This is a genomic window from Actinomadura sp. NEAU-AAG7 (assembly GCF_018603865.1).
GTDB classification, from domain to species: domain Bacteria; phylum Actinomycetota; class Actinomycetes; order Streptosporangiales; family Streptosporangiaceae; genus Spirillospora; species Spirillospora litoris.
The window spans coordinates 580,683-604,496 of the sequence record NZ_JAHFZY010000002.1 but is presented as its reverse complement, the minus strand read 5'-3'; the positions used below and the strand labels follow the sequence as shown (position 1 = coordinate 604,496).

The window sequence follows — 23,814 nt, the reverse complement described above, 5'->3', positions numbered from 1 at the left end:
GAAAAGCCCTCGCTCCCACGCCCGTTAAAGCCCGCGCCCCCACACGGAGGCCGCAGGCGGAGAAGGGGAGGGACATGACCTCCACGCACATCGCCGCGATGCCCACCGGTTTCGAGGGCGACGTCCTGACGCCGGACGGCCCCGGCTACGACGACGCCAGAACCGTTTTCAACGCGATGGTCGACCGGCGTCCGGCGGTGATCGCGCAATGCCGGAGTGACGCTGACGTCCAGCGCGCCGTACGGATGGCCCGCGCGCACGGAACGGAGATCGCCGTGCGCTGCGGCGGGCACGATGTCGCGGGCAACGCGCTCAGCGACGGCGGCCTCGTCATCGATCTGCGCCGGATGGACGACGTCGAGGTCGACCAGGAGGCGATGACCGTCCGGGTCGGCGGCGGCGCGACCACGTCGGCCATGGATCGCGCCACCCAGCCGTACGGGTTGATGACGCCCGGGTCCAGGGCCTCCACGACGGGAGTGGGCGGGTTCACGCTGGGCGGCGGCTCGGGATGGCTGGAACGCAAGTACGGCCTCGCATGCGACAACCTCCTCGAAGCCGAGCTGGTGACGGCGGCGGGCGAGAAGGTGAAGGCCGGTGAGGACCGCAACCCGGATCTGTTCTGGGCCCTGCACGGCGGCGGAGGCAACTTCGGCGTGGTCACCTCGTTCACGTTCCGGTTGCACGAACTGCCGGAGGTGACCCTCGCCCTCCTGCTCTGGCCCGCCGAGGCGGGCGAGGAGATCGCCCTGGCTTACCGCGACCTCATGGAAACGGCTCCGGACGAGCTGGGCGGCACCGCGCTCTACCTCACGCCACCGCGCGAGGAGTTCGTCCCGGAGGAGATGCTGGGCAGGCAGGCGTTCGCCACCCTGCTCGCCTACGCCGGGACGGGTCCGGACGCCGACGCGGCGATCGCGCCCATGCTCGGCCTGGGCCACACCGGGGGAGTCGTCCTCGACAGGCCCTACGCGGACATGCAGGGCATGCTGGACGAGCCCGCCGGGCTGCGGAACCACTGGTCCGCGGAGCACCTGCACGACTGCCCCGACGCGGCGGTCGCGGCCTACAGCGCGCGGGCCGCCGGGATGATCGTCCCGTCGCCGTCGCTGCACACGCTGATCCCGGGCGGCGGCGCGCTGGCCGATCCCGGGGCGCGCTACCCCGTCCCGTGGCGGAACGCGGCGTGGACCGTCCACCCCATCGCCCTCTGGGAGGACGCGGCGGACGACGAGCGCGCCATCGCCTGGGTGCGAGCCGTCCGCGCCGCCATGAAGCCCTACTCGACCGGGGACGTCTACCTGAACTTCATCGGCGACGAGGGACGCGGCCGGGTCGAGGCGGGGTTCGGCGCGGAGAACCACCGGCGGCTCGCGGAGGTGAAGGCGCGCTACGACCCCGGCAACCTCTTCCACCTCAACCAGAACATCAGGCCGGCTTGAGCGGTCGCGGTTAGTCTCGGGACATGACACGGCTACCACCGAATCCGGCTCTGATACAGCTTGAGGTCCTGGTGGGGGAATGGGACGTCGAGGTCCCGGAGATCCCGGGGGCGCGGGGGAAGGCCACCATCACCTGGATCGAGGGCGGCGCGTTCCTGCGGTTCCACACCGAGGCGCCCGATCCCGCCCCCGACGCGACGCTGATCATCGGGCGGGACGATTCGACCGATGAGTACACGTTGTTCCACTACGACTCGCGCGGGGTGTCCCGCGTCTATGGAATGGGATTCGACAACGGGCGGTGGCGGATGTGGCGCGACGCGCAGGGCTTCCACCAGCGCTTCGAGGGCACGGTCGCGCCCGACGGCACCACGATCCGGGGTGCCTGGGAGAAGTCGCCCGACGGCGCCGAGTGGCAGCGTGACCTCACGCTCGTCTACACAAAACGGCCATGAGGGATTTCAGGTCGCCGGATCGTTCGGTAATCTCGGGGACAGGCCGAGAGGCGCTGCAACGGGCTCATGCCCGCCACGCTCGGCTCGGGACGGTCCGCGCCGTCCTCACCCTTCACTCTGCAAACAAGGGCGCCTCCCAGAAACGGGAGGTGGCCAGTGCAGAAAAACGATGACGCGCTCCGGAGTCTGCTGGACCGGAGGATCGCGATCCTCGACGGCGCGTGGGGCACGATGCTCCAGGGCGCCGGCCTCACCCCCGCCGACTACAGCGGCGACCGGTTCGCCGACCATCCGCGCGACGTCGCGGGCGACCCCGACCTGCTGAACCTGACCCGGCCCGACGTGATCCTGGACGTCCACCGGCAGTACCTCGCGGCGGGCGCCGACATCACCACGACCAACACCTTCACCGCGACGAGCATCGCCCAGGCCGACTACGGCCTCGAAGCGCACGCCCGCGAGATGAACCTGCGCGGCGCGCGGCTCGCCCGCCAGGCGGCCGACGAGGCCGAGGGGCGGCGGTTCGTCGCCGGGTCCGTCGGCCCGCTGAACGTGACGCTGTCGCTGTCGCCCCGGGTGGACGACCCCGCCTACCGCGCGGTCACCTTCGACCAGGTCAAGGCGTCCTACGCCGAGCAGATCGCCGGGCTCGCCGAGGGCGGCGTCGACGTCCTGCTGATCGAGACGATCTTCGACACGCTGAACGCGAAGGCCGCGATCGCCGCCGCCCGCGAGGTGGCCCCGCAGCTGCCGCTGTGGATCTCGGTGACGATCACCGACCTGAGCGGCCGGACGCTGTCGGGCCAGACCGTCGAGGCGTTCTGGCGCTCGGTCGAGCACGCCGAGCCGCTGCTGGTCGGCCTGAACTGCGCGCTCGGCGCCGAGGAGCTGCGCCCGCACGCGACCGAGCTGGCCCGGCTCGCGGGCACCTACACCGCCTGCTACCCCAACGCCGGGCTGCCCAACGCGTTCGGCGGCTACGACCAGACGCCCGACGAGATGAGCCGGATGCTCGGCGAGTTCGCCGCGTCCGGCATGGTCAACGCCGTCGGCGGCTGCTGCGGGACGAGCCCCGAGCACATCGCGCGGATCGCCGCGGCCGTCGCCGACTCGGCGCCGCGCCCGGTGGCGCCCGAGCCGAAGGCCACCCGCTTCAGCGGCCTGGAGCCGTTCGCGATCGGCCCCGACACCGGCTTCGTCATGATCGGCGAGCGCACCAACGTGACCGGCTCCGCGCGGTTCCGCAAGCTCATCGAGGCCGGCGACCACCAGGCCGCCGTGGAGGTGGCGCTGGAGCAGGTCCGCGGCGGCGCCAACCTGCTGGACGTCAACATGGACGCCGACCTGCTCGACAGCGAGCGGGAGATGACGACGTTCCTCAACCTCGTCGCGACCGAGCCGGAGGCCGCCCGCATCCCGATCATGGTCGACAGCTCGCGCTGGAGCGTGCTGGAGGCCGGGCTGAAGACCGTCCAGGGCAAGGGCGTCGTCAACTCGATCAGCCTCAAGGAGGGCGAGGAGGTCTTCCTGGAGCAGGCCCGCCGCATCCGCGACTACGGCGCGGGCGTGGTCGTCATGGCCTTCGACGAGCGCGGCCAGGCCGACACGACCGAGCGCAAGGTCGAGATCTGCGGCCGCGCCTACGACCTGCTCACCCAGAAGGCGGGCTTCCCCGCCGAGGACATCATCTTCGACCCGAACGTCCTCGCCGTCGCGACCGGCATCTCCGAGCACAACGGCTACGCCAAGGCGTTCATCGACGCGCTCCCGCTGATCAAGGAGCGCTGCCCCGGCGTCCGCACCAGCGGCGGCATCTCGAACCTCTCGTTCTCCTTCCGGGGCAACGACGTCGTCCGCGAGGCGATGCACTCGGCGTTCCTGCTGCACGCCGTCCGCGCCGGCCTCGACATGGGCATCGTCAACGCCGGGCAGCTCGCCGTCTACGAGGACATCCCCGCCGACCTGCTCGAACTCGTCGAGGACGTGCTGTTCGACCGCCGTCCCGACGCCACCGACCGGCTCGTCTCCTTCGCCGAGAACGTCACCGGCAAGGGCAAGCAGCGCGAGGTCGACCTGTCCTGGCGGGACGCGCCGGTCGAGAAGCGGCTCGCGCACGCGCTCGTCCACGGGATCATCGACTTCATCGAGGACGACACCGAGGAGGCCCGGCAGACGCTGCCCCGCCCCCTGGACGTCATCGAGGGCCCGCTGATGGACGGCATGAAGATCGTCGGTGACCTGTTCGGCTCCGGCAAGATGTTCCTGCCGCAGGTCGTCAAGAGCGCCCGCGTCATGAAGCGCTCGGTCGCCTACCTCGAACCCTTCATGGACGCCGAGAAGGAGGAGAACCAGCAGAGCCGCGGCCAGGGCAAGATCGTGCTCGCCACGGTCAAGGGCGACGTCCACGACATCGGCAAGAACATCGTCGGCGTCGTCCTCGGCTGCAACAACTACGACGTCGTCGACCTCGGCGTCATGGTCCCCGCCGCCCGCATCCTGGACACCGCGATCGCCGAGGGCGCCGACGCCATCGGCCTGTCCGGCCTGATCACCCCGTCGCTGGACGAGATGGTCTCGGTCGCCACCGAGATGGAGCGGCGCGGCCTGCGGCTGCCGCTGCTGATCGGCGGCGCGACCACGTCCCGCCAGCACACCGCCGTCCGCATCGCGCCCGCCTACGACTCGACGACCGTCCACGTCCTGGACGCCTCCCGCGTCGTCGGCGTCGTGTCCAACCTGCTCGACCCGGCCCGCGCCGCCGAGCTGGACACGACCAACCGCGCCGAGCAGCAGCGGCTGCGCGAGGAGCACGAGAACAAGCGCCGCCAGCCGATGCTGACGATCGAGCAGGCCCGCGCCAACCGCGAGCAGGTCGACTTCGCCGACCTCCCGGTGCCCGCGTTCACCGGCGCCCGCGTCGTCCGGCCGAGCCTGACCACGCTCCGCGAGATGATCGACTGGCAGTTCTTCTTCCTGGCCTGGGAGCTGAAGGGCAAGTACCCGGCGATCCTCGACCAGCCCGTCGCGCGCGAGCTGTTCGACGACGGCAACCAGCTCCTGGACCAGATCATCGAGGCCGGGACGCTCCAGGCGCACGGCGCCTACGGGTTCTGGCCCGCCCACTCCGAGGGCGACGACATCGTCCTGGAGAACGGCGTGCGGTTCCCGATGCTGCGGCAGCAGACCGCCAAGCCCGCGGGCCGCCCCAACCGCTGCCTCGCCGACTACATCGCCCCGTCCGGCGACCACCTCGGCGGCTTCGCGGTGACGATCCAGGGCGCCGACGACCTCGCGGCCGGTTTCGAGGAGAACAACGACGACTACCGCGCGATCATGGTGAAGGCCCTCGCCGACCGCCTCGCCGAGGCGTTCGCCGAGTACGTCCACCTGGAGGCCCGCCGCGCCTGGTTCGAGCCCGGCTCCGAACCCGACCTGGCCGACCTGCACGCCGAGCGGTTCCGGGGCATCCGTCCCGCGCTCGGCTACCCGGCGAGCCCCGACCACAGCGAGAAGGGCATGCTCTTCGACCTGCTGGACGCGGGCACCCTCGGCATGAAGCTCACCGAGTCGTTCGCGATGACCCCCGCCGCCAGCGTCAGCGGCCTCATCTTCGCCCACCCCGACTCGCACTACTTCACCGTCGGCCGCATCGGCCGCGACCAGACCGAGGACTACGCCGCCCGCCGAGGCGCCCCCCTCGCCGACATCGAACGCTGGCTCCGCCCCAACCTCGCCTACGACCCGGAATAACTTTCACTCTCTCTCAGGAGGGCCCGCGCTTAGCGGGCCCTCCTGATCATTTGTGCGCGAGAACGAATTCGCTGCCCCCGCTACGAAACGCTCCCCGACCATGCGATTGTGCTGTACCTGTCCTGAGGGCAAGGCTCGGCGTCGGCATCCGCGACAGCAAACACCTCAACGCCGGATGTATCACTCTTGACCGGGACGCCTTCCTGGCCCTGCTGGCCCACATCAAGGGCTGATCCCCCGGTCGTTTCGAGACCCGTGAGGTGGGCTCGATCAGCGGGCCATCGGGTGCCGGGCGTCCGGAACGTGAGTAGTAAGCGGAAGGTCGGCGGTTCACCCGCGCCCGTCAGGTGTGTTCTTGGGGATCCTCGGTTTGGGCTCGGAACGAGCGCAGGTGGGCGAACGCGGCGTCGAGGGCGATGCGGAGCGGTTCGATGTTTTTGTGGGTCTTGGCGAGAAGCAGCCCGCCTTGGAGACCGGCGAATACCACCGTGGCCAGTTGCTCGGGGTCGGCGTCCGGGACGAGCTGACCGCGTGCTCGCATGCTCTCCAGGCCCTTCACCAGATACTGCTCCCACGTCGAGAAACAGCCGGCGAGGTCGGCTCGGGCCGCTTCGTCGCGGGCGGCGAGCTCGCCGGCGAGGGTGCCGATGGGGCACCCGGGGAGGTCGTGCACCTGGTTCTCGGTGACGAACATGTCGAGCCAGCGGCGGATCCCCGCCCAGCTGCCGAGGTCGGTGAGCATGGACATCTGCGCGTCCAGCACACGCTCGAAGCGGTCCGCTATCACGGCACGGACCAGGTCGTCCTTGCCGGAGAAGAAGTGGTACAGCTGGCTCTTGCTCACCCGGGCCCGGGCGATGATCCGGTCGACGCCCGCGCCTCTGACGCCCTGGTCGTCGATCAGCGCGTCGGCCGCCTCGACGATCCGGTCGCGGCTGCGCCGCCCGCGGTCGGTGGTCGGTTCGTGAGCCATGGTCGCCACTGTAATCGGACTGGACGGATCCGTCCAGTCCGATTACAGTGGACGGATCCGTCCAGTCCGTGCGGGATGACTGTTCCCTGCCCGGCCACAGGCGGTATCTCACCGGCAACCGAACCATGGAGTATCGACGTGACCACAGCCAGCTCGCCCCGCACCGCTCTCATCACCGGCGGTACGACCGGTATCGGCCTGGCCACGGCCCGTGTGTTGCGCGATGAAGGGTTCGCCGTGGTCGTCACCGGCCAGAACCCCGACACCCTGGCCGCCGCTGAAAAGACACTGGGCGACGGTGTCATCGTCCGGCGCGCCGATGCCCGCCGCCCCGAGGACGGCCACGCCCTCGCCACCGAGGTCAAGGATCGGTTCGGCAAACTGGACCTGGTGTTCCTCAACGCGGGCATCGGCCGGTTCGCGCCGATCGAGATCCTCGACGAGGCGTTCTACGACGAGCACTTCGACGTCAACGTCAAAGGACAGCTCTTCACGCTCCAGCATGTGCTTCCCCTGCTCGGCCGCGGTAGCGCGGTGATCTTCAACAGTGCGCTGGGGGCGGAACTCGGCCAGGCCAACTGGTCGGTCTACAGCGCCACGAAGGGGGCTTTGGTCTCCCTGGCCCGCACCCTGGCGGTCGAGCTGGCACCCCGGGGCATCCGCGTCAACGCCATCGGCCCGGGCCCGGTGGACACGCCCGCCTTCGGCAAGCTCGGCCTGCCGACCGGTGCGCTCGACGGATTCCGGACGGACATGGCGTCCCGGATACCGCTGGGCCGCATCGGCACCGACGAGGACGTGGCCCGCACGGTCGCCTTCCTGGCCTCGCCCGCGGCCGGCTTCATCACCGGGGTGAACCTTCTAGTGGACGGCGGCCTGGCCGCGAGCGCCTGAACACCATCCTGCAGCCCAACCGCATCATCTGGCGATCAAGAAACCAAGGAGAGCGAAATGGCCCGAGCAACATCCCGTCCGGTCGCGCTCATCACCGGCGGTACGACCGGTATCGGCCTGGCCACGGCCCGCGTGTTGCGCGATGAAGGGTTCGCCGTGGTCGTCACCGGCCAGAACCCCGACACCCTGGCCGCCGCCGAGAAGACACTGGGCGACGGTGTCATCGTCCGGCGCGCCGACGCCCGCTGCCCCGCCGATGCCCACACCCTCGCCGCCGAGGTCGAAGACCGATTCGGAAAACTGGACCTGGTGTTCCTCAACGCGGCCGTGGCGCGATCCGCGCCGCTCGAAGCCGTCGACATGGCGTTCTACGACGAGCACTTCGATGTCAACGTCAAAGGACAGTTCTTCACCCTGCAGCGTGTCCTGCCCATGCTCGGCGCGGAGAGCAGCGTGCTTTTCAGTAGTTCGCGCATCGCCACGCGCGCCTTTCCCGACTGGTCGGTCTACAGCGCGACCAAGGGTGCCTTGCTGGCGCTGGCACGGGCGCTGGCGATCGAGCTCGCCCCTCGGGGTATCCGGGTCAACACCATCAGCCCCGGGCCCATAGACACCCCCGCCCTGAGCAAGCAAGGACTGCCCCCGGAAGCGGTCGACGGCTTCCGGGCGGACATGGCGTCCCGTGTGCCGCTGGGCCGCATCGGGTCCGATGACGAAGTGGCCCGCACGGTCGCCTTCCTGGCCTCCCCTTCCGCCGGCTACATCACCGGAGCGGAGATCGTCGTCGACGGAGGCATGTTCGCGGGCCTTTCCGCCGCTTGAAACCCCAGCACGCTTCGGCCCACTCCGCAGGGGGAAATCGACATGGACAAGCACGAACTGGACGCCCAGAACAGCCAGGTCATCAAGGAATTCAGAGCACGGGACGGCAAAGTCGGGGGCATGTTCGAAGGGATGCCGTTGCTCCTGCTCCACCATGTGGGCGCCAAGACAGGCGCGCAGCGGACCAACCCAATGACGTACCAGCGGCTCGATGACACCAGTTTCGCCGTGTTCGGCTCCAACGACGCCGCACCCGCTCATCCAAACTGGTACCACAACCTTCGCACCCATCCCAGAGTGACCATCGAAGTGGGAAGCCAGACGATCGACGTCCTCGCCCGTGTCGCCGAGGGAGCCGAGCGCGAAAGGATCTGGTCGAGGCAAAAAGAACTCAACCCGCTCTTCGCCGAGTTCGAACGGCGCACAACGCGAGAAATCCCAGTCGTCGTACTCGACGCATTCTGACTACAGTGAGTCGTGTCGGGCCGTCTCTATTTGGTCCGGCACGACGGGGCGGCGTCGAGGTCGGGTGGCGGCCGGCCTCGTCAACGGCCGGACGGCCTTGACCTCGATGCCGCTCGGGCGCTGCAGTGCGAAGATGACGTAGTGGAGCCTTACGTTGAGCGTCCGCCGTTGCCGAAATTGGCGGGGGTGGTGCGGACGGTCTGGATCCAGCACACGGGTGAGGCGGCGTACGTACAACGGCACCTGCCCACAGGCGGGGTCGAGATCCACTTTCCGATCGGTGGCCGTCCTCAGCTGGTCGGTCCGCTGACCGGTCCGGAGATCGAGGTCATTCCGGCGCACACCACGATCGTGGGTGTGCGGTTCCAGCCGGGGACGGCACCGCCCCTAAATCGCAGGTAGCCTGGCTACCGCTGCCTGAGATCGGTGTCCACATTCAGGGGCGAACCCCCCTCAAGCGTCACCCCGAGAGGTAGCCATGTCCGTCCAGTGGCGTAAGAGTTCCTACAGCGGCGGGGCGGACGACCAGCACTGCGTTGAGTTGGGATGTCTCTCCTCCGGTGTCGGGGTGCGTGACTCCAAGGACCCTGAGGCTGGGCACATCAGGCTGACGCCCGCGCGGTTCGCCGTCCTCGTGGCGCGGCTCAAGGGGTAGGGCAGGGGACCTAGGACGATTTACCCCGGACGCTGGGACCGGTGGCCGACGCGCGCGTGCGGGGCCGGAAACCAGCATGGGGGCATGACCGCACTCCAAGATCCTGAGTCCGCCGTCCGGACGGCTGGACCCCGTGCCGGGGGCACGCCCGGGTGGGCCGCCGTGCTCGCCGCGAGCATCGGGCAGTTCCTCGTCGTCCTGGACATCTCCGTCGTCAACGTCGCCCTGCCCGACATGCGCTCGGGGCTCGACCTCGGCGCGACCGCGCTGCAATGGGTCGTCAACGCCTACTCCCTGACCTTCGCCGGGTTCCTCCTGCTCGGCGGGCGCGCCGCCGACCTGTTCGGGCGCAAGCTCGTGTTCCTGCTGGGCGTCGGGCTGTTCTTCGTCGCGAGCCTGGCGGGCGGCCTCGCCACCGACGGCTGGACGCTCATCGCCGCCCGCGCCGTCCAGGGGCTGGGCGCCGCGATCATCGCGCCGGTGACGCTGTCGCTGATCACCGGAACGTTCCCGGCCGGGCCCGCGCGGACGAAGGCGATCGCGATGTGGACGGCCGTCGGCACCGCGGGGGGCGCCACGGGCGGCCTGGTCGGCGGGCTGCTCACCGACTACCTCGACTGGCGCTGGGTGCTGCTCATCAACGTCCCGGTCGGCATCGTGGTCGCCGTGATCGCCCTGCTGTGGCTGCACGACGAGGCCGCCGAGGGGCCGCGTCCGCGCCTGGACCTCCCCGGGGCCGTGCTGGTCACCGCCGGGGTGGGGGCGCTCGCGTTCGGCATCGGGCAGACCGAGGGCCACGGCTGGACGTCGGCCGCCTCGCTCGTCCCGCTCGTCGCGGGCCCGGTGCTGCTGGCGCTGTTCGTCGCGGTCGAGGCGCGGGTGCGCGAGCCGCTCGTCCAACTGCGGCTGTTCCGGCTGCGGAGCGTCTCGGTCGGCAACCTCGCCACGCTGGTCAGCATGATGGGCGGCTTCGCGCTCTGGTACTTCCTGTCGCTCTACATGCAGAACGTCCTGCACTACAGCGCCGTCCGGACGGGTGTGTCCTTCCTCCCGCACACCGCCGGGATCATCATCGGCTCCAAGCTGGCCCCGCCGCTCATGGCCCGCATGGACGCGCGGCTGCTGGCCGGGATCGGCGGCCTGCTCGCGGCGGCCGGGTTCGGCTGGCAGAGCGCCGTGCTCGACGCCGACGGCACCTTCCTCACCGCGATCCTCGGCCCCGGCCTGGTGATGGCGTTCGGCTTCGGTCTGCTGATGACGCCGCTGGTCGAGGCGTCCACGTTCGGCGCGGACGCCTCCGAGGCGGGCGCGGTCGCGGGCGTCGTCAACACCTCCCGCACGATCGGCGGCGCGATCGGCCTCACCGTCCTCGCGACGGCGGCGAGCAGGTCCGGCGACGACCTGGCCGCCGGGTACTCGACGGCGTTCTGGGTCGCCGCCGCCATCACCGCGGTCGGCACCGCCCTGGTCGTCTTCCTGCCCCGGCCTCAGGGGGACACGAGCCCGGTCTCGTAGGCGATGATCACCAGGTGGACGCGGTCGCGGGCGCCCAGTTTGGTCAGGAGGCGGGCGACGTGGGCCTTCGCGGTGGCGGCGCTGATGAACAGGGCGGTGGCGATCTCGGCGTTGGACATGCCGCGGCCCACGAGGGTGAGCACCTCCCGTTCGCGGTCGGTGACGGCGTCCAGCCGGTCTGTCGCGGGGGCGCGGCGGGGCGCCGGACCGGCCGCGAAGTGCTCGATCAGGCGGCGGGTGACGCTCGGGGCGATCAGCGCGTCGCCGGCGGCGACGACGCGGATCGCGCCGAGGATGTCCTCCAGCGCCATGTCCTTGACGAGGAAGCCGCTCGCGCCCGCCTGGAGCGAGGCGTAGACGTACTCGTCGTCGTCGAAGGTGGTGAGCATGACGACGTGCGGCGCGGGGGGTTCGGCGGTGATCCGGCGGGTCGCCTCGATGCCGTCCAGGCCGGGCATGCGGATGTCCATCACGATGACGTCCGGGCGCAGCTCGCGGGCCAGCACGATGGCCTCGGCGCCCGTCTCGCCCTCCCCGGCGAGGTTGAGGTCGGGGTGGTCGGCCAGCAGGACGCGGAGCCCGGCGCGGATGAGGGGCTGGTCGTCCACGAGGACGACGCGGACGGTCACCGCGCCTCCAGCGGCAGCCGCGCCGCGACGCGGAAGCCGCCGCCGGGACGGGGGCCCGCGGTGAGGTCGCCCTTCAGCAGGCCCGCCCGCTCCCGCATGCCGACCAGGCCGTATCCGGCGCCGGGGTCGGCGACGCCGATGCCGTCGTCGACGATCTCGACCGACAGCTCGTCGTCGAGGTAGCCGACGCGCACCTCGCAGTCGGACGTGCCCGCGTGCCGGACGACGTTGGTGAGGGCCTCCTGGATGATGCGGAACGCGGACAGGTCGATGTCCGGGGGCAGCGGCCGCCGCTCGCCCCGCCAGCGGAGGTCGACGCGGACGCCCGCGTCGGCGGTGGCGGCGACGAGGCGGTCGAGGTCGGCCAGGCCGGGGGCGGGGTCGAGCGGCGCGGTGCCCGGTTCGTCGGCGCGGCGGAGGGCGCCGAGCATCCGGCGCAGGCCGGAGAGGGCCTCGCGGCTGGTCGCCTCGATGGCGTCGAGCGCGTTGCGGGCCTCGCCGGGCTGGGTGTCGATGACGCGGCTGCCGACGCCCGCCTGGATCGCGATGATCCCGATGCTGTGGGCGACCATGTCGTGCAGTTCGCGGGCGATGCGCAGCCGCTCGGCGGTGACGGCCTGCGCGGTGGCCCGCTCCGACAGCTCCCGCGCGTGCTCGCGGCGCTCGCGGGCCGAGTTGCCGACCGTCCAGGCGGCGACCAGCGCGACCAGGATGAGGACGCCCCGGGACGCGACGTCGGTGCCGGGGAACAGGCCGATGGTCGCGACCTGCGTGCAGAAGGCCATGGCGGCGGCGGTCAGGGACGTCCGGCGCGGGTGGTGGGCCGCGACGTAGCCGACGGCGAGGTCGGTGGTCAGCATCTCCACGAGCGCGACGGCCACGGTGCCAGCGACCAGGCACGCGGCGCCCCAGGCGACGAGCAGCACCGTGACCGCGGGCAGCGGGTGGCGGCGCAGGAGGCTCGCGACCACGAGCGTGAGGGCGGCCGCCGGGACGATCTCGATGCGGGTCAGGCCCGGCGCCCCGTAGCCCACCACCAGGTTCAGGACGGCGGGATAGAGGGCGGCGCCGCACCAGGCCAGGATCGTCCAGAGGGAGGGGCGCGACCGCCTGAGCAGGGGAGTGGTGCGCGTGGCGACCATAGGATGATCGTAACCGGCGGGCTCGCGGCCCGGTATTGGCCCTGAGGCGTACGCCCGGAGGCCACCGCGATGTGGCCGGTGGCCCGATGCCCCGGCGCGTCCGCCCGGGGACCGTTGATCGAATCCGATATTCGACGGCGGACGGAGCGCGCGTGCGCAAACACTGGGTCTACGGTGTGCTGGCTGTGGAGCTCACGGCGGTTCTGGTGTTCGCCGTCCTGTACGACTCCCTGGACTTCCGCATCTACATGCTCGGCGGGCACGCCATCGAGGGCGGCTCGCGCCTGTACCTGGAGCAGCTCTCCCACCACTGGTACACCAACACGCCGTTCATGGCCGCGCTGTTCATTCCGCTGTCGGCCGTTCCGCTGACGATCGCCCGGGTCGCCTGGCAACTGGCGTCGGTCGCCGCGTTCGCGTGGGCCTGCGCCAGCTCGATGCGGCTCGCCGGTTACCGGACGACGCGCCGGACGGTCGCCATCGCCGTCGTCGCCGGAATGGTCCTGGAGCCGATGTGGCATTCCATTTTCCTCGGCCAGGTCAACATGTTCCTGATGGCGCTGGTCATGGCCGACATCTGGCGGGTGTCGCAACGGCGACCGGCGGGGATCGGGATCGGGATCGCGGCCGCCATCAAGATCACACCGGCCATCTTCGTCGTCCTGCTGCTGGTCACGGGACGGATCAAGGCGGCCGTGACCGCGTCGGTGACGTTCGCGGTCTGCTCGCTCGCCGCGTTCGCGATCGCGCCGGACGCCTCGCGCCTCTACTGGCGGCACACCTTCTACGACACCTCCCGGGTCGGTGTCACCTACATCAGCAACCAGTCGCCGTTCGGCGCCGCCGCGCGGATCATGAAGGGCGTCGACAACGTCGGCGGGTGGTACCAGGCGATCCCGCTGACGGTCGCCGTCCTCGGCCTGGCGCTCGCGGTGTCGTGGGCGAGGCGGAACGACTGGCTGGCCGCCGCCGCCGTCACGGGGGTCACCGGCCTGCTCGTCTCGCCGATCTCCTGGGCGCACCACTGGGTGTGGGTCGCGCCCGCGCTGCTGGTGCTCCTGCGCGATGGCAGCCGGGTCATCGCGGGCTGCGGCTACGTGCTCTTCGTGCTGTCGCCGCTCTGGTGGACGCCCCACGGCGGAGCCCCCCTGCAATACGGCTTCCACGGCCCGCTGACGATGGTCGCGAACTGCTATCTGGTGGCGGGTGCGTGCTTCCTCGCCCACATGGCCCTCCGGCTGAGGGACGAGCCCGGCGCCGCGGCGCCCGAGCCGCTGCCCGAGCCGGAGTCGAGGCGTCCGGCGCTGCTCTGACCCTCCGGAACGAAAAGGCCAGGGCGTCCACCCGGCAAGAGGGTGGACGCCCTGGGATCGCCGGTTCAGCGGCCGTTGCGGCGGCTGACTCTGTGGTCGGCGGCGGCGGGGGGCCTCAGATGGGAGGACGCCCGGCGTGACGGCGGGGTGGCGCCGTTCTCTGCGATCCCGCTCGACCTCGGCGATCTCGGCGGCGTCCGGTCTCTCGGAGGATCAGCGGGCCGCGCCCGAGCCGATCCCCAGGGAGACCTGGGAGCGGGACGCCGTGACGTCGTGTGGGGGTCTTCTCATGTGCGAGGTCTTCTCATGTGCGGGTCTTCTTCCTTTCACGCCGCGGGGAAGCGTGCCGACCGCAGGGCCCTGCCGTCGCCGGCGGGGCGACGCATGCGGGGGGAGCGGGACGCGCCGCCTGCCGGTGCTCTGCACTATTGACCATGCGGCTGGAAATTTCCATTTCCGGATTGGTGTGAATCGGTGCGCTAGAAGGGCCTGCGCGGGGAATCGGGGACCCGACCTGCGAACACTCCAGGCCGGGCCCCTCCTAACTGAATTATCGGCGGATTTTCAAACGCCGGACGATCGGGCCTTGGGGAGAAGGGCGCGGCCTGCGCCGGGGGGCGGCTCGGCGCAGGCCGCGCCATGGGGAGGGGCTAGAAGCCAGCCGTGATCTTGCTGAACTCCCACGGCTGCTGGTCGGTGCCGCTGCACGTCTCAGAGGTGCCGCCGCCGGGGCACGGACGGTCCCGGTTGACCGACCAGAAGGTGAACCGGACCAGGCCCTTGGACTTCGCCCAGTCGCGGATCTTCGTCCAGGTCGCGGTCGAGGTCAGCTCCTTCTGGTCCGACATGCCGTTCATGCCGGAGATGCCCATGTGGCCGTACGCCTGCGCGTCCGTCCAGCCGTAGGCCGACTTGAGGGTGTTCTTCAGACCCTCGCTGGCGCTGACGGTGTTGCCGTACATGTCGGCGCCGCCGTTGAAGTCGAACGGCATGATCGTGAACACGTCCACGTCGGCCTGCAGGGCCTTGGACTGGTCGATGAGCCGCTTGCCCCAGCTGTTCGGGCCGCTGGTGAAGGTGCCGAACGTGAGGATCGTCTGGATGCCGGGGTTCTTCTGCTTGATGATCTTCAGGGCGCCGAGGACGCGGTCCTGGACGGCCGCGCTCTCGAACTCGTCGGTGTTCTCGATGTCGATGTCGATCGCCTTGAGGTTGAAGGCGTCGATCACCTTCTGGTACGCACCGGCGAGCGCCTCGGGCGAGTTGCAGTTCGGGCCGAGCTTGTTGCCCGACCAGCCGCCGATGGACGGCAGCACGTCGCCGCCGGCCGCGCGGATCTTCGCGATCGCCTGGGCGTCCACACCGCCGGTGAGCGGCCGCTGGCCGTCCCAGCTCGGGTTGCAGCCGCCGCCCGAGAGGATGAACGCCATCGTGAACCACTTGACCCCGCTGGCCTTCATGACCGTGGTCGGGTCGGGGGGGTTGCCCCAGCCCATGTACAGGTACGGGGCGGCCTTGCCGACGGCGGGGGTGGTGCAGCCGGTGGTCGTCCCGGACACGGCCTGGCTCGCGGGGGACTCGCCCACCGCGTTGTAGGCCTTGATCACGTAGGTGTGCGACGAGCACGTCTCCAGGCCGGAGATCGTCGTGCTGGTCCCGCTGGTGGTGGCGCGGACGTCCGAGCCCTCGTAGACCCGGTAGCCGGTGACGTCGCCGCCGGGCGCCGTCCACGACAGCGTCAGCGAGGTGTCGGTGCGCTCGGACACGCTCGGCGAGTTCGGTGCCTTGGGAGCGCCGGGGGTCCCGGTGTCGGTGCAGCCCGCACCGTTCAGCGTGCAGTTCTCCGGCGTGCCCGTGCCGTTCACGAGGAAGCCGAAGGTCACCTTGGCGCCGTCGCCGATGGTGGTGTTGTACTCACGGTTGGTGAAGGTGGCGTGCTGCCCGGACTTGGTCAGCACCGCGTCCCAGTAGGAGCCGATGGACGCGCCGGCGGGCAGGTCGAACTCCACCTTCCAACCGGAGATCTGGGAGCCGGTGGTGTTGGTGATCGTGTACTTGCCCTCGTAGCCCGAGCCCCAGTCGGAGGCCTTGGCGAACGTCGCGGTCGCCGACGCGGTGGCGTTGGCCGGGACGGGGACCAGCAGGGCGATGACGAGTGCGCTGAGCGCGGTGAGCAGTGGGAGAAGTCTTCTCAATTTTCGCTCCCGGGTAGGAGACGCGGACACGCAGGAATCCCCCGAACCCCGAGTCGTTGACATGGCATGCCGGAGTAACGCGGGCGGGGAGCGGGCCACAACCGACCTCGAATCATTAGGAAAGTTTCCTATCAGTCGGATGTACGGTAACCACCGCGTCGCCCACCGGCAACCCCTCGCGGCGCGCGCCTCCGTTTCGCCTTTCAACCACCCCAGCTAAAGGACCGAACCAGCCCGCCCACCACGAATATCGGCACCATCTGCCAACGAATACGCGCGTCCCTTGGCAGGGGACGCGCAGAACCGCCGTTCATGCCCCTTCACGGGAACGGACACGGGCGAACGGACGGGATGAAAGCAGACGGCGAGCGCGGGTGCACGGCAACGGGCACACGGGCCCCCGCCCGGAGGCGGAGGCCCGTGATCGCCGAGACCTCCCGTATCGGTTCTCCCCTGTCAGTCCTCCTTCGACGTGGGCAGCTTCGCGGAGATGAGGTCCATCACCGACGAGTCCTGAAGCGTGGTCACATCGCCCAGCGACCGGTTCTCCGCGACGTCCCGGAGCAGCCGCCGCATGATCTTGCCGGAGCGCGTCTTCGGCAGTTCCGGGACGACGAGGATCTGCCGCGGCTTGGCGATCGGCCCGATCTCGCGCGCCACGTGGTCGCGCAGCTCGGCGGCCAGCTCGGGGCCCTTGTCGGCGGCCCCGCCGCGCAGGATGACGAACGCGACGATGCCCTGCCCGGTCGTCGGGTCGGTCGCGCCGACCACCGCCGCCTCGGCCACCTGCGGGTTGGACACCAGGGCCGACTCCACCTCGGTCGTGGAGATGCGGTGCCCGGAGACGTTCATGACGTCGTCCACGCGGCCGAGCAGCCACAGGTCGCCGTCGCCGTCCTTCTTGGCGCCGTCCCCGGCGAAGTAGAAGCCCTGCCCGGCGAACCGCGACCAGTAGGTGTCGGCGTAGCGCTCCGGGTCGCCCCAGATCCCGCGCAGCATCGACGGCCACGGCTCGGTCAGGACGAGGTAGCCGCCGCCGCCGTCCGGCACCGGGACGCCGTCGCCGTCCACCACGTCCGCCGCGATCCCCGGCAGCGCCACCTGCGCCGACCCGGGCTTGGCCGCGGTCACGCCCGGCAGCGGGCTGATCATGATCGCGCCGGTCTCGGTCTGCCACCAGGTGTCCACGACCGGCGTGCGGCCGCCGCCGATCGTGTCGCGGTACCAGATCCACGCCTCGGGGTTGATCGGCTCGCCGACCGACCCGAGCAGCCGCAGCGACGACAGGTCGTACTTCGCGGGGACGTCCTCGCCCCACTTCATGAACGTGCGGATCACCGTCGGCGCCGTGTAGAGCAGCGTGACCCCGTACTTCTGGATGATCTCCCAGAACCGGCCCCGGTGCGGCGTGTCGGGCGTCCCCTCGTACATCACCTGGGTCGCGCGGTTGGCGAGCGGCCCGTACACGATGTAGGTGTGGCCCGTCACCCAGCCGATGTCGGCCGCGCACCAGTACACGTCGGTGTCCGGCTTCAGGTCGAACACGGCGTGGTGGGTGTAGGCGGCCTGGGTCAGGTAGCCGCCCGAGGTGTGCAGGATGCCCTTCGGCTTGGCCGTCGTCCCCGAGGTGTAGAGGATGAACAGCGGCTGCTCGGCGTCGAAGTACTCCGGCGTGTGCGCCGCGGACTGCCGGTCGACGAGGTCGTGCCACCACACGTCGCGCCCCTCGGTGAACGGCACGGTCTCACCCGTCCGCCGGACGACCAGCACCCGCTCGATGCCGGTGCCCTCCGCCGCCTCGTCCGCCGCCGGCTTCAGCGCGTTCGGCCTGCCGCGCCGGAACCCGCCGTCGGCCGTGATCAGGACGCGGGCCCGCGCGTCCTCGATGCGGTTGCGCAACGCCTCGGCGGAGAAGCCGCCGAACACCACCGAGTGCGGGGCGCCGAGCCGGGCGCAGGCCAGCATCGCGAACACGGCCTCGGGGATCATCGGGAGGTAGATCATCACCCGGTCGCCGGCCCGCACGCCGAGTTCGACGAGCGCGTTCGCGGCCTTGCAGACCTCGTCCTTGAGCTGGGCGTAGGTGATCGTGCGGGTGTCGCCCGGCTCGCCCTCCCAGTGGATGGCGACCTGGTCGCCGTGCCCGGCGTCCACGTGCCGGTCGACGGCGTTGACCGCCACGTTGAGCAGCCCGCCCTCGAACCACCTGGCGAACGGCGGCTCCCATTCGAGGGCGTTCGTCCAGGGGCGCCCCCAGTCGAGCCGCCGCGCCTGCTCCTCCCAGAACGCGATCCGGTCGGACGCGGCGTCCGCGTAGGCGGCGGCGGTGACGTTGGCCTCGGCGGCCAGCCCGGACGGCGGCGGGAACCGCCGGTCCTCGTGCATCAGGTTGGACAGGGTGTCCTTCGACGGCGGCGCCGGGGGTGTCTCGCTCACGGTCGCGCTCCTCTCACTCGTCCGTCAGGGCGTCAGCCGATGGGCCAGGTGGGCATGACCGTGCGCTTCCAGGTCGAGTTCGTGACCGTGGCGAAGGAGGTGTACCAGGCCAGCACGGCGGTGAGCAGGCCGAGGTAGCCGCCGACCTTGGTCATGTTCTCGTTGACCGTCAGGTCGCCGATCGTGAGGAACACGAACGTCGCGGTCAGGAACACGAACACGGCCGCGACCGCGCCGCTCACCCGCAGCGAGGCGATCGTCATGTACGCGGTGAAGATGGTCCAGCCGAGCAGGAAGACGCCGACCGCGTGGGTCGCCTGGTCGGCGGTCGCCCCGGTCGGCTTGTAGAAGAACAGGATTCCCGCGAAGGCGAGCCAGAAGGCGCCATAGGAAGTGAACGCGAGGGCGCCGAAGGTGTTGTCCTTCCGGAACTCCCACATTCCGGCGGCGAATTGCGCGAGCCCGCCGTAGAAGAGGGCGAGCCCGAGCACGACGCTCTTCGTGCCCACTTCGAGGATGCCCGCGTTGACGCAGCTCAGGACGAACGTCGTCAGGGCGAAAGCGGCGAGCCCGAGCGGCCCGGGGTCGGCGATCCCCCCTGCCGGGGCGATCCGCTCCGGGGCCCTGACCGGTAGCCTGCCCGCTTCGGTATCGGCCATTCGATTTCCCTCCCGTCGCGCGTCTCGCGACGCGAACAAGCGCTGATGAGGCGAACATAGGCCCGCGAACTCGGGCGAAATAGAGCAGTTCGGGGTTGATCGACCAATGGCGACACCCGGGCGATGGCGTGCGCCCGCGTCCGAGCGAACGGTCGATCCCCGGCGACCAGCGGTTCGCCGATCCGCTACGACCAGCGGTTCGCCCGCGGCGTGTCGCCCGTGTCGGGTGCGGTAGGGCGCACCGACTCGGGCGCGTGCATGCGCACCATCACCGAGGCGATGTCCGGGCGCAGCCGTCCCCGGGTCAGCCGCGACACCACGAACATCACCAGGAACGCGATCGGGACGGTCAGCGCCGACGGCTCGGCCAGCAGCTCGCGCGGCCAGCCGTCCAGCGCGGGCGCGAGGGTCGAGACGATCACCGCGGCGGTGGCGAGGCCGCCGCCCGCGACCAGGCCCGCGGCGGCGCCCGCCGAGGTCAGCCCGCGCCACCAGATCCCGAGCAGCAGCAGCGGGCAGAACGAGGACGCGGCGACCGCGAACGGCAGCCCGACCGCCCGCGCGATCGGCACCCCGCCCGTCGACAGCGCGACCGCGAACGGGACGCAGATCGCCACCACGGTGCCGATCCGGAACGGGTGGAAGCGCCGCATGCGGCCGCCGGAGCGTCCGCCCAGCATGTCCTGCGCGAGCACCCCGGCGACCGACATCGTCAGCCCCGACGAGGTCGACAGGAACGCCGCGAACGCCCCCGCCGTGACCAGCGCGCCGAGCAGCCGCCCGGCCGTGCCGGGCACGAGATGGCCCGGCAGCAGCAGCACGATCGCGTCGGAGTCGCCGGTCGCCAGCAGCTCGGGCGCGTAGAGCCGGCCGAGCGCGCCGTAGGCGGTGGGCAGCAGGTAGAAGCCGCCGAGCAGGGCGAGGACGGCCAGCGCCGTGCGCCGGGCCGCCCGCCCGTCGGGGTTGGTGTAGAAGCGGACCAGGATGTGCGGCAGCCCCATCGTCCCGAGGAACGTCGCGATGACCAGCGAATACGTCGCGTACAGCGGGTGGCCGTGCCCGCCGCCGCCGTTGAGCGGCGACGCCCACGCGTGGTTGCCCGCGATCGCCGAGCCGGCCATGACGGGCGCCGCCGACCCGGCCGGGAACCCCAGCCGGGTCTCGTCGCCGACCGTGTGCCGCCCGGCGGCCAGGGGGAGCGGCGCGTCGACGCGCTGCCCGTCCACCACGCCGCGCGCGGCCACCGTCACCGGGACGCGCACGTCGACGCGCGTGGCGGTGTCGAACCGCACGGTCGTGGCCTCCGCGAACTCCGGCGTGTCGTGCGCGGTCACCGGCGGCGCGCCCCGGCTCGACCAGACGAACCCGATGAACAGCAGCGGGATCGTGATCGCCGTGATCTTCACGCAGTACTGGAACGCCTGCACGGCGGTGATGCTGCGCATCCCGCCGACCGACACGCTCGCGACCACCACGACCACGATGATCAGCGCGCCCAGCCACGGCGGCGCGCCGGTGATCACGTGCAGGGTCAGCGAGGCGCCGCGCAGCTGCGGGACGAGGTAGAGCCACCCGACGACGATCACCAGCACGCTCGACATCCGCCGCACCACCGGCGACCCGAGCCGCGCCTCGGCGAAGTCGGGCAGCGTGTAGGCGCCCGAGCGCCGCAGCGGCGCCGCCACCAGCAGCAGCAGGACGAGGTACCCGGCGGTGTAGCCGACCGGGTACCAGAGCATGTCGGCGCCGTAGGCCATGACCAGCCCCGCGACGCCGAGGAAGGAGGCCGCCGACAGGTACTCCCCGCTGATCGCCGAGGCGTTCCAGATCGGCGAGACCGTGCGGGAGGCGACGTAGAAGTCCGACGTCGTCCGCGACCGGCGCAGGCCGCGGCTGCCGATCAGGACGGTGACCACGGTGACGACCGCGATCGCGACGACCGCGTACGGCGAGCTCACGAACGGTCGACCAGGTCCTCGAACTCGTGCTCGTTGCGCTCGGCCTGGCGCACGTAGAGCACCGCGCCCGCGACCAGGCCGGGGTAGACCAGCACGCCGAGCAGCAGCCAGGGCAGCGGCAGCCCCGCGACGTTCAGGTCCCGCACCTGCGGCACGAACGCGAACACCAGCGGCAGCGCGCCGAGCAGCCCCCCGAACAGCGCGCACACCCGGATCGCCAGGTGCAGTTGGACGCGCATCAGCGACCTGATCATCAGGTCGCCGAGCTGGGTCTGCTCGTGCAGGTCGCGCCGTCCGCCCGCGCCGGGCCGCAGCCGGGCGGCCCGGCCGCCGCCGCGCTGCACCCGCACGCGCCTCGGCGGCCCGCCGGGTTCGCCGGGCCCGGTCACGGCCGGTGCGCCCCGGGCCGGGCGTGCCGGACGAGCCGGTCCCGCAGCGCGCGCGTGTTGCGGCGGCTGACCGGCAGCCGCATGTCGCCGACCCGCACCGCGCACCGTCCCGACTCGATGTACATCTCGTCGATGTAGGCGAGCGCGACCAGGTGCGAGCGGTGCACCCGGACGAACCCGGCGTCGCTCCACGCCTCCTCCAGCGCGGTCAGCGACGTGCGGACGAGGTAGCTCTCCCGCTGCGTGTGCAGGCGGGCGTAGTCGCCGTGCGCCTCGGCGTAGCGCACCTCCGACCGCCGGACGAACCGGGTCACCCCGACCAGCTCGACCGGGATCATCTCGTCCTCGGGGGCCACCTCGCGGGCCGTCCGTCCCGAGACGGCCTCCACGACGCGGCGCACGGCCTCGGCGAGCCGCTCCTGGCCGACCGGTTTGAGCAGGTAGTCCACGGCGCCCAGCTCGAAGGCGTCCACCGCGTGGGTCTCGTAGGCGGTCACGAACACGATCTTCGGCGGGCGCTCGAAGTGCGCGAGCACCCGCGCGAGGTCGAGGCCCGACAGCCCCGGCATCCGGATGTCGAGGAACAGCGCCGCGACCGCCCCGTCCTCCAGGGCGCGCAGCGCGGCGGCGCCCGTGGCCGCCCTCGACACCCGGCACACCCGGTCGTCGGCGGCCAGCATGTAGGCCAGGTCCTCGATCGCGGGCAGTTCGTCGTCCACGACGAGGACGTGCAGGCCCTCCTCGACGCTCTCCTCGGCCAGACTGGTCAAGAGACGCTCACCCCCGCCTTGTACTTCGGGATCCGCAGGCTCACCTTCGTGCCCGCCCCCGGCCCGGTCTCGATGACCAGGCCGAACGCGGTGCCGTACACCTGGCGCAGCCGCTCGTCGACGTTGACGAGGCCGACCGAGTCGCCGCCGGGCTGCTCGCCGTCCAGCGCCCGCCGGACGTGCTCGGGGTCCATGCCGACGCCGTCGTCCTCCACGCTGAGCAGGCACTCCTGCCCGGCGTCCTCGGCCACGATCGTGACGTGCCCGACCCCGGTCTTGCGCTCCAGCCCGTGCCGGACGGCGTTCTCCACCAGCGGCTGGACGCACAGGAACGGCACCGCGACCGGCAGCACCTCCGGCGCGATCCGCAGGCTGACCCGCAGCCGGTCGCCGAACCGGGCGTGCTCCAGCAGCAGGTACCGGTCGATCGAGCGCAGCTCCTCGGCGAGCGTCGTGAACTCGCCGTGGTTGCGGAAGGAGTACCGGGTGAAGTGCGCGAACTCCAGCAGCAGCTCGCGGGCGCGGTCGGGCTGCGTGCGGACGAACGCGGCGATCGTCGTCAGCGAGTTGTAGATGAAGTGCGGCGAGATCTGCGCGCGCAGCGCCCGCACCTCCATCTCCGCGAGGCGGGTGCGGGAGCGGTCCAGCTCGGCGAGTTCGAGCTGCGTGGACACCCAGCGGGCGGTCTCGCCGACCGCGCGCACGAGGCCCGCCGTGGCGGCCGAGTCGTAGGCGGCGAGCGTCCCGACGACGTGGTCGCCCGCCGTCAGCGGCGCGATCACCGCGTGCACGAGCGGGCAGTCGGGGTCCTCGCAGGCGACCTGGTCGGCCTTGAGCACCACGCTGCGCCCGGTGCCGACGGGGTGCCGCGCGTGCCGGACGGCGTCGCCCGCGTGCGCCTCGCCGGTGCCGTCCCAGGCGAGCAGGGCGCGGCCGTCGGTGACCGCGACCGCCTGGCAGCCGAGCAGGGCCCGCAGGTGCCGCGCGGCGCGTCCGGCGCCCTGGGCGTCCAGGCCGCCGCGCAGGGTGCGCGCCGCGACCGAGACCGTGTGCAGCGTCTGGTAGGTCGCCTGCTCCGCCGGGCCGCCGAGGTAGCGGCGCGATCGGGTCATCACCCGCAGCAGGACCCCGATGGCGAGGATCGCGCCGGTGATGGCGAGGGTGGCCAGTGTCGTCTGCATCCGCACGCCCTTGATCGCAACTGCCGCAACTATGACACGCCCGTTTCGGGCATATCAATGGCGAGTTTCGGTCAAAGAACGGGCGACTGAACCGTGGGATCCCCTGTCAGGGACCCCACGGTCAGCCCCGCGTCTCAGCGCGTGAGCGGCTCAGCGTCGGAGCGCGCTCCG

Annotated in this window: 20 protein-coding genes and 1 riboswitch; of the genes, 10 read left to right on the top strand and 10 right to left on the bottom strand. The window is 71.2% G+C overall.

What is annotated here, in order from left to right; all coding sequences use genetic code 11:
• The first annotated feature begins 74 nt into the window (after window positions 1-74).
• The 3 genes from KLI87_RS12145 (at window position 75) to metH (ending at window position 5,647) form a co-directional block, all read left to right on the top strand.
• Window positions 75-1,442 carry an FAD-binding oxidoreductase gene (locus KLI87_RS12145; protein ID WP_214617019.1) on the top strand — a complete coding sequence of 456 codons (1,368 nt, stop codon included), beginning with the start codon at window positions 75-77 and terminating at the stop codon, window positions 1,440-1,442.
• A gap of 23 nt (window positions 1,443-1,465) precedes the next feature.
• On the top strand, window positions 1,466-1,897 hold the full coding sequence (locus KLI87_RS12140; RefSeq protein WP_156217757.1) for a hypothetical protein: 432 nt from the start codon (window positions 1,466-1,468) through the stop codon (window positions 1,895-1,897).
• 39 nt (window positions 1,898-1,936) lie between these two features.
• A riboswitch (S-adenosyl-L-homocysteine riboswitch) is annotated at window positions 1,937-2,039 on the top strand.
• A 14-nt stretch (window positions 2,040-2,053) separates the two neighbouring features.
• Window positions 2,054-5,647 carry a methionine synthase gene (gene metH / locus KLI87_RS12135; protein WP_308165979.1) on the top strand — a complete coding sequence of 1,198 codons (3,594 nt, stop codon included), beginning with the start codon at window positions 2,054-2,056 and terminating at the stop codon, window positions 5,645-5,647.
• 343 nt (window positions 5,648-5,990) lie between these two features.
• Here the strand turns inward: metH and KLI87_RS12130 are convergent, their stop codons facing one another.
• Window positions 5,991-6,620, bottom strand: coding sequence for a TetR/AcrR family transcriptional regulator (locus KLI87_RS12130; RefSeq protein WP_156217760.1), 630 nt, complete (start codon window positions 6,618-6,620; stop codon window positions 5,991-5,993).
• Between the two features lie 138 nt (window positions 6,621-6,758).
• Here KLI87_RS12130 and KLI87_RS12125 point away from each other — a divergent pair, with 138 nt between their 5' ends.
• From KLI87_RS12125 to KLI87_RS12105, 6 genes are all read left to right on the top strand, one after another.
• The gene (locus KLI87_RS12125; protein WP_214617018.1) at window positions 6,759-7,514 is read left to right on the top strand and encodes an SDR family oxidoreductase; all 756 of its coding nucleotides are present in this window, start codon (window positions 6,759-6,761) and stop codon (window positions 7,512-7,514) included.
• A 57-nt stretch (window positions 7,515-7,571) separates the two neighbouring features.
• A complete protein-coding gene (locus KLI87_RS12120; protein ID WP_156217761.1) occupies window positions 7,572-8,336 on the top strand; it encodes an SDR family oxidoreductase in 765 nt (254 codons plus the stop codon).
• Window positions 8,337-8,378: 42 nt separating this feature from the next.
• Entirely contained in the window at window positions 8,379-8,801 is a 423-nt protein-coding gene (locus tag KLI87_RS12115) for a nitroreductase family deazaflavin-dependent oxidoreductase (protein WP_214617017.1), read from the top strand.
• 12 nt (window positions 8,802-8,813) lie between these two features.
• Entirely contained in the window at window positions 8,814-9,203 is a 390-nt protein-coding gene (locus tag KLI87_RS41865) for a DUF6597 domain-containing transcriptional factor (protein ID WP_374225438.1), read from the top strand.
• Window positions 9,204-9,279: 76 nt separating this feature from the next.
• Window positions 9,280-9,456 carry a DUF397 domain-containing protein gene (locus KLI87_RS12110; RefSeq protein ID WP_214617016.1) on the top strand — a complete coding sequence of 59 codons (177 nt, stop codon included), beginning with the start codon at window positions 9,280-9,282 and terminating at the stop codon, window positions 9,454-9,456.
• A gap of 84 nt (window positions 9,457-9,540) precedes the next feature.
• Complete coding sequence (locus tag KLI87_RS12105; protein WP_156217763.1) at window positions 9,541-10,971, top strand: MFS transporter; 1,431 nt, start codon at window positions 9,541-9,543, stop codon at window positions 10,969-10,971.
• On the opposite strand, the gene KLI87_RS12100 is transcribed toward KLI87_RS12105, so the two are convergent.
• Both KLI87_RS12100 and KLI87_RS12095 read right to left on the bottom strand, forming a co-directional pair.
• On the bottom strand, window positions 10,944-11,600 hold the full coding sequence (locus KLI87_RS12100; RefSeq protein ID WP_214617015.1) for a response regulator transcription factor: 657 nt from the start codon (window positions 11,598-11,600) through the stop codon (window positions 10,944-10,946). The genes KLI87_RS12105 and KLI87_RS12100 overlap by 28 nt on opposite strands.
• A complete protein-coding gene (locus KLI87_RS12095) occupies window positions 11,597-12,742 on the bottom strand; it encodes a sensor histidine kinase (RefSeq protein ID WP_214617014.1) in 1,146 nt (381 codons plus the stop codon). The genes KLI87_RS12100 and KLI87_RS12095 overlap by 4 nt, the downstream gene beginning before the upstream one ends.
• Before the next feature lie 152 nt (window positions 12,743-12,894).
• On the opposite strand from KLI87_RS12095, the gene KLI87_RS12090 reads away from it, so the two are divergent.
• Window positions 12,895-14,055: a glycosyltransferase 87 family protein gene (locus tag KLI87_RS12090; RefSeq protein WP_173390819.1), complete on the top strand. Its 1,161-nt coding sequence runs from the start codon at window positions 12,895-12,897 to the stop codon at window positions 14,053-14,055.
• A gap of 650 nt (window positions 14,056-14,705) precedes the next feature.
• Here KLI87_RS12090 and KLI87_RS40970 read toward each other — a convergent pair.
• The 7 genes from KLI87_RS40970 to KLI87_RS12055 all read right to left on the bottom strand — a co-directional run bounded on the left by KLI87_RS40970 (window position 14,706) and on the right by KLI87_RS12055 (window position 23,643).
• Window positions 14,706-16,250 (bottom strand): cellulose binding domain-containing protein, encoded by a 1,545-nt coding sequence (locus KLI87_RS40970; RefSeq protein ID WP_284734124.1) that lies wholly within the window; start codon window positions 16,248-16,250, stop codon window positions 14,706-14,708.
• Window positions 16,251-16,706: 456 nt separating this feature from the next.
• On the bottom strand, window positions 16,707-18,635 hold the full coding sequence (acs, locus tag KLI87_RS12080; protein ID WP_214617449.1) for an acetate--CoA ligase: 1,929 nt from the start codon (window positions 18,633-18,635) through the stop codon (window positions 16,707-16,709).
• Window positions 18,636-18,718: 83 nt separating this feature from the next.
• Window positions 18,719-19,345, bottom strand: a complete 627-nt coding sequence (locus tag KLI87_RS12075) for an acetate uptake transporter family protein (protein WP_156217767.1) — start codon at window positions 19,343-19,345, stop codon at window positions 18,719-18,721.
• Window positions 19,346-19,530: 185 nt separating this feature from the next.
• A complete protein-coding gene (locus tag KLI87_RS12070) occupies window positions 19,531-21,303 on the bottom strand; it encodes a cation acetate symporter (RefSeq protein ID WP_214617013.1) in 1,773 nt (590 codons plus the stop codon).
• The gene (locus KLI87_RS12065) at window positions 21,300-21,692 is read right to left on the bottom strand and encodes a hypothetical protein (protein ID WP_214617012.1); all 393 of its coding nucleotides are present in this window, start codon (window positions 21,690-21,692) and stop codon (window positions 21,300-21,302) included. The genes KLI87_RS12070 and KLI87_RS12065 overlap by 4 nt, the downstream gene beginning before the upstream one ends.
• Window positions 21,689-22,462 carry a LytTR family DNA-binding domain-containing protein gene (locus KLI87_RS12060; RefSeq protein WP_156217769.1) on the bottom strand — a complete coding sequence of 258 codons (774 nt, stop codon included), beginning with the start codon at window positions 22,460-22,462 and terminating at the stop codon, window positions 21,689-21,691. Before KLI87_RS12060 ends, KLI87_RS12065 begins: the two co-directional genes overlap by 4 nt.
• The gene (locus KLI87_RS12055) at window positions 22,459-23,643 is read right to left on the bottom strand and encodes a histidine kinase (RefSeq protein WP_214617011.1); all 1,185 of its coding nucleotides are present in this window, start codon (window positions 23,641-23,643) and stop codon (window positions 22,459-22,461) included. The genes KLI87_RS12060 and KLI87_RS12055 overlap by 4 nt, the downstream gene beginning before the upstream one ends.
• Window positions 23,644-23,814: the final 171 nt, after the last annotated feature.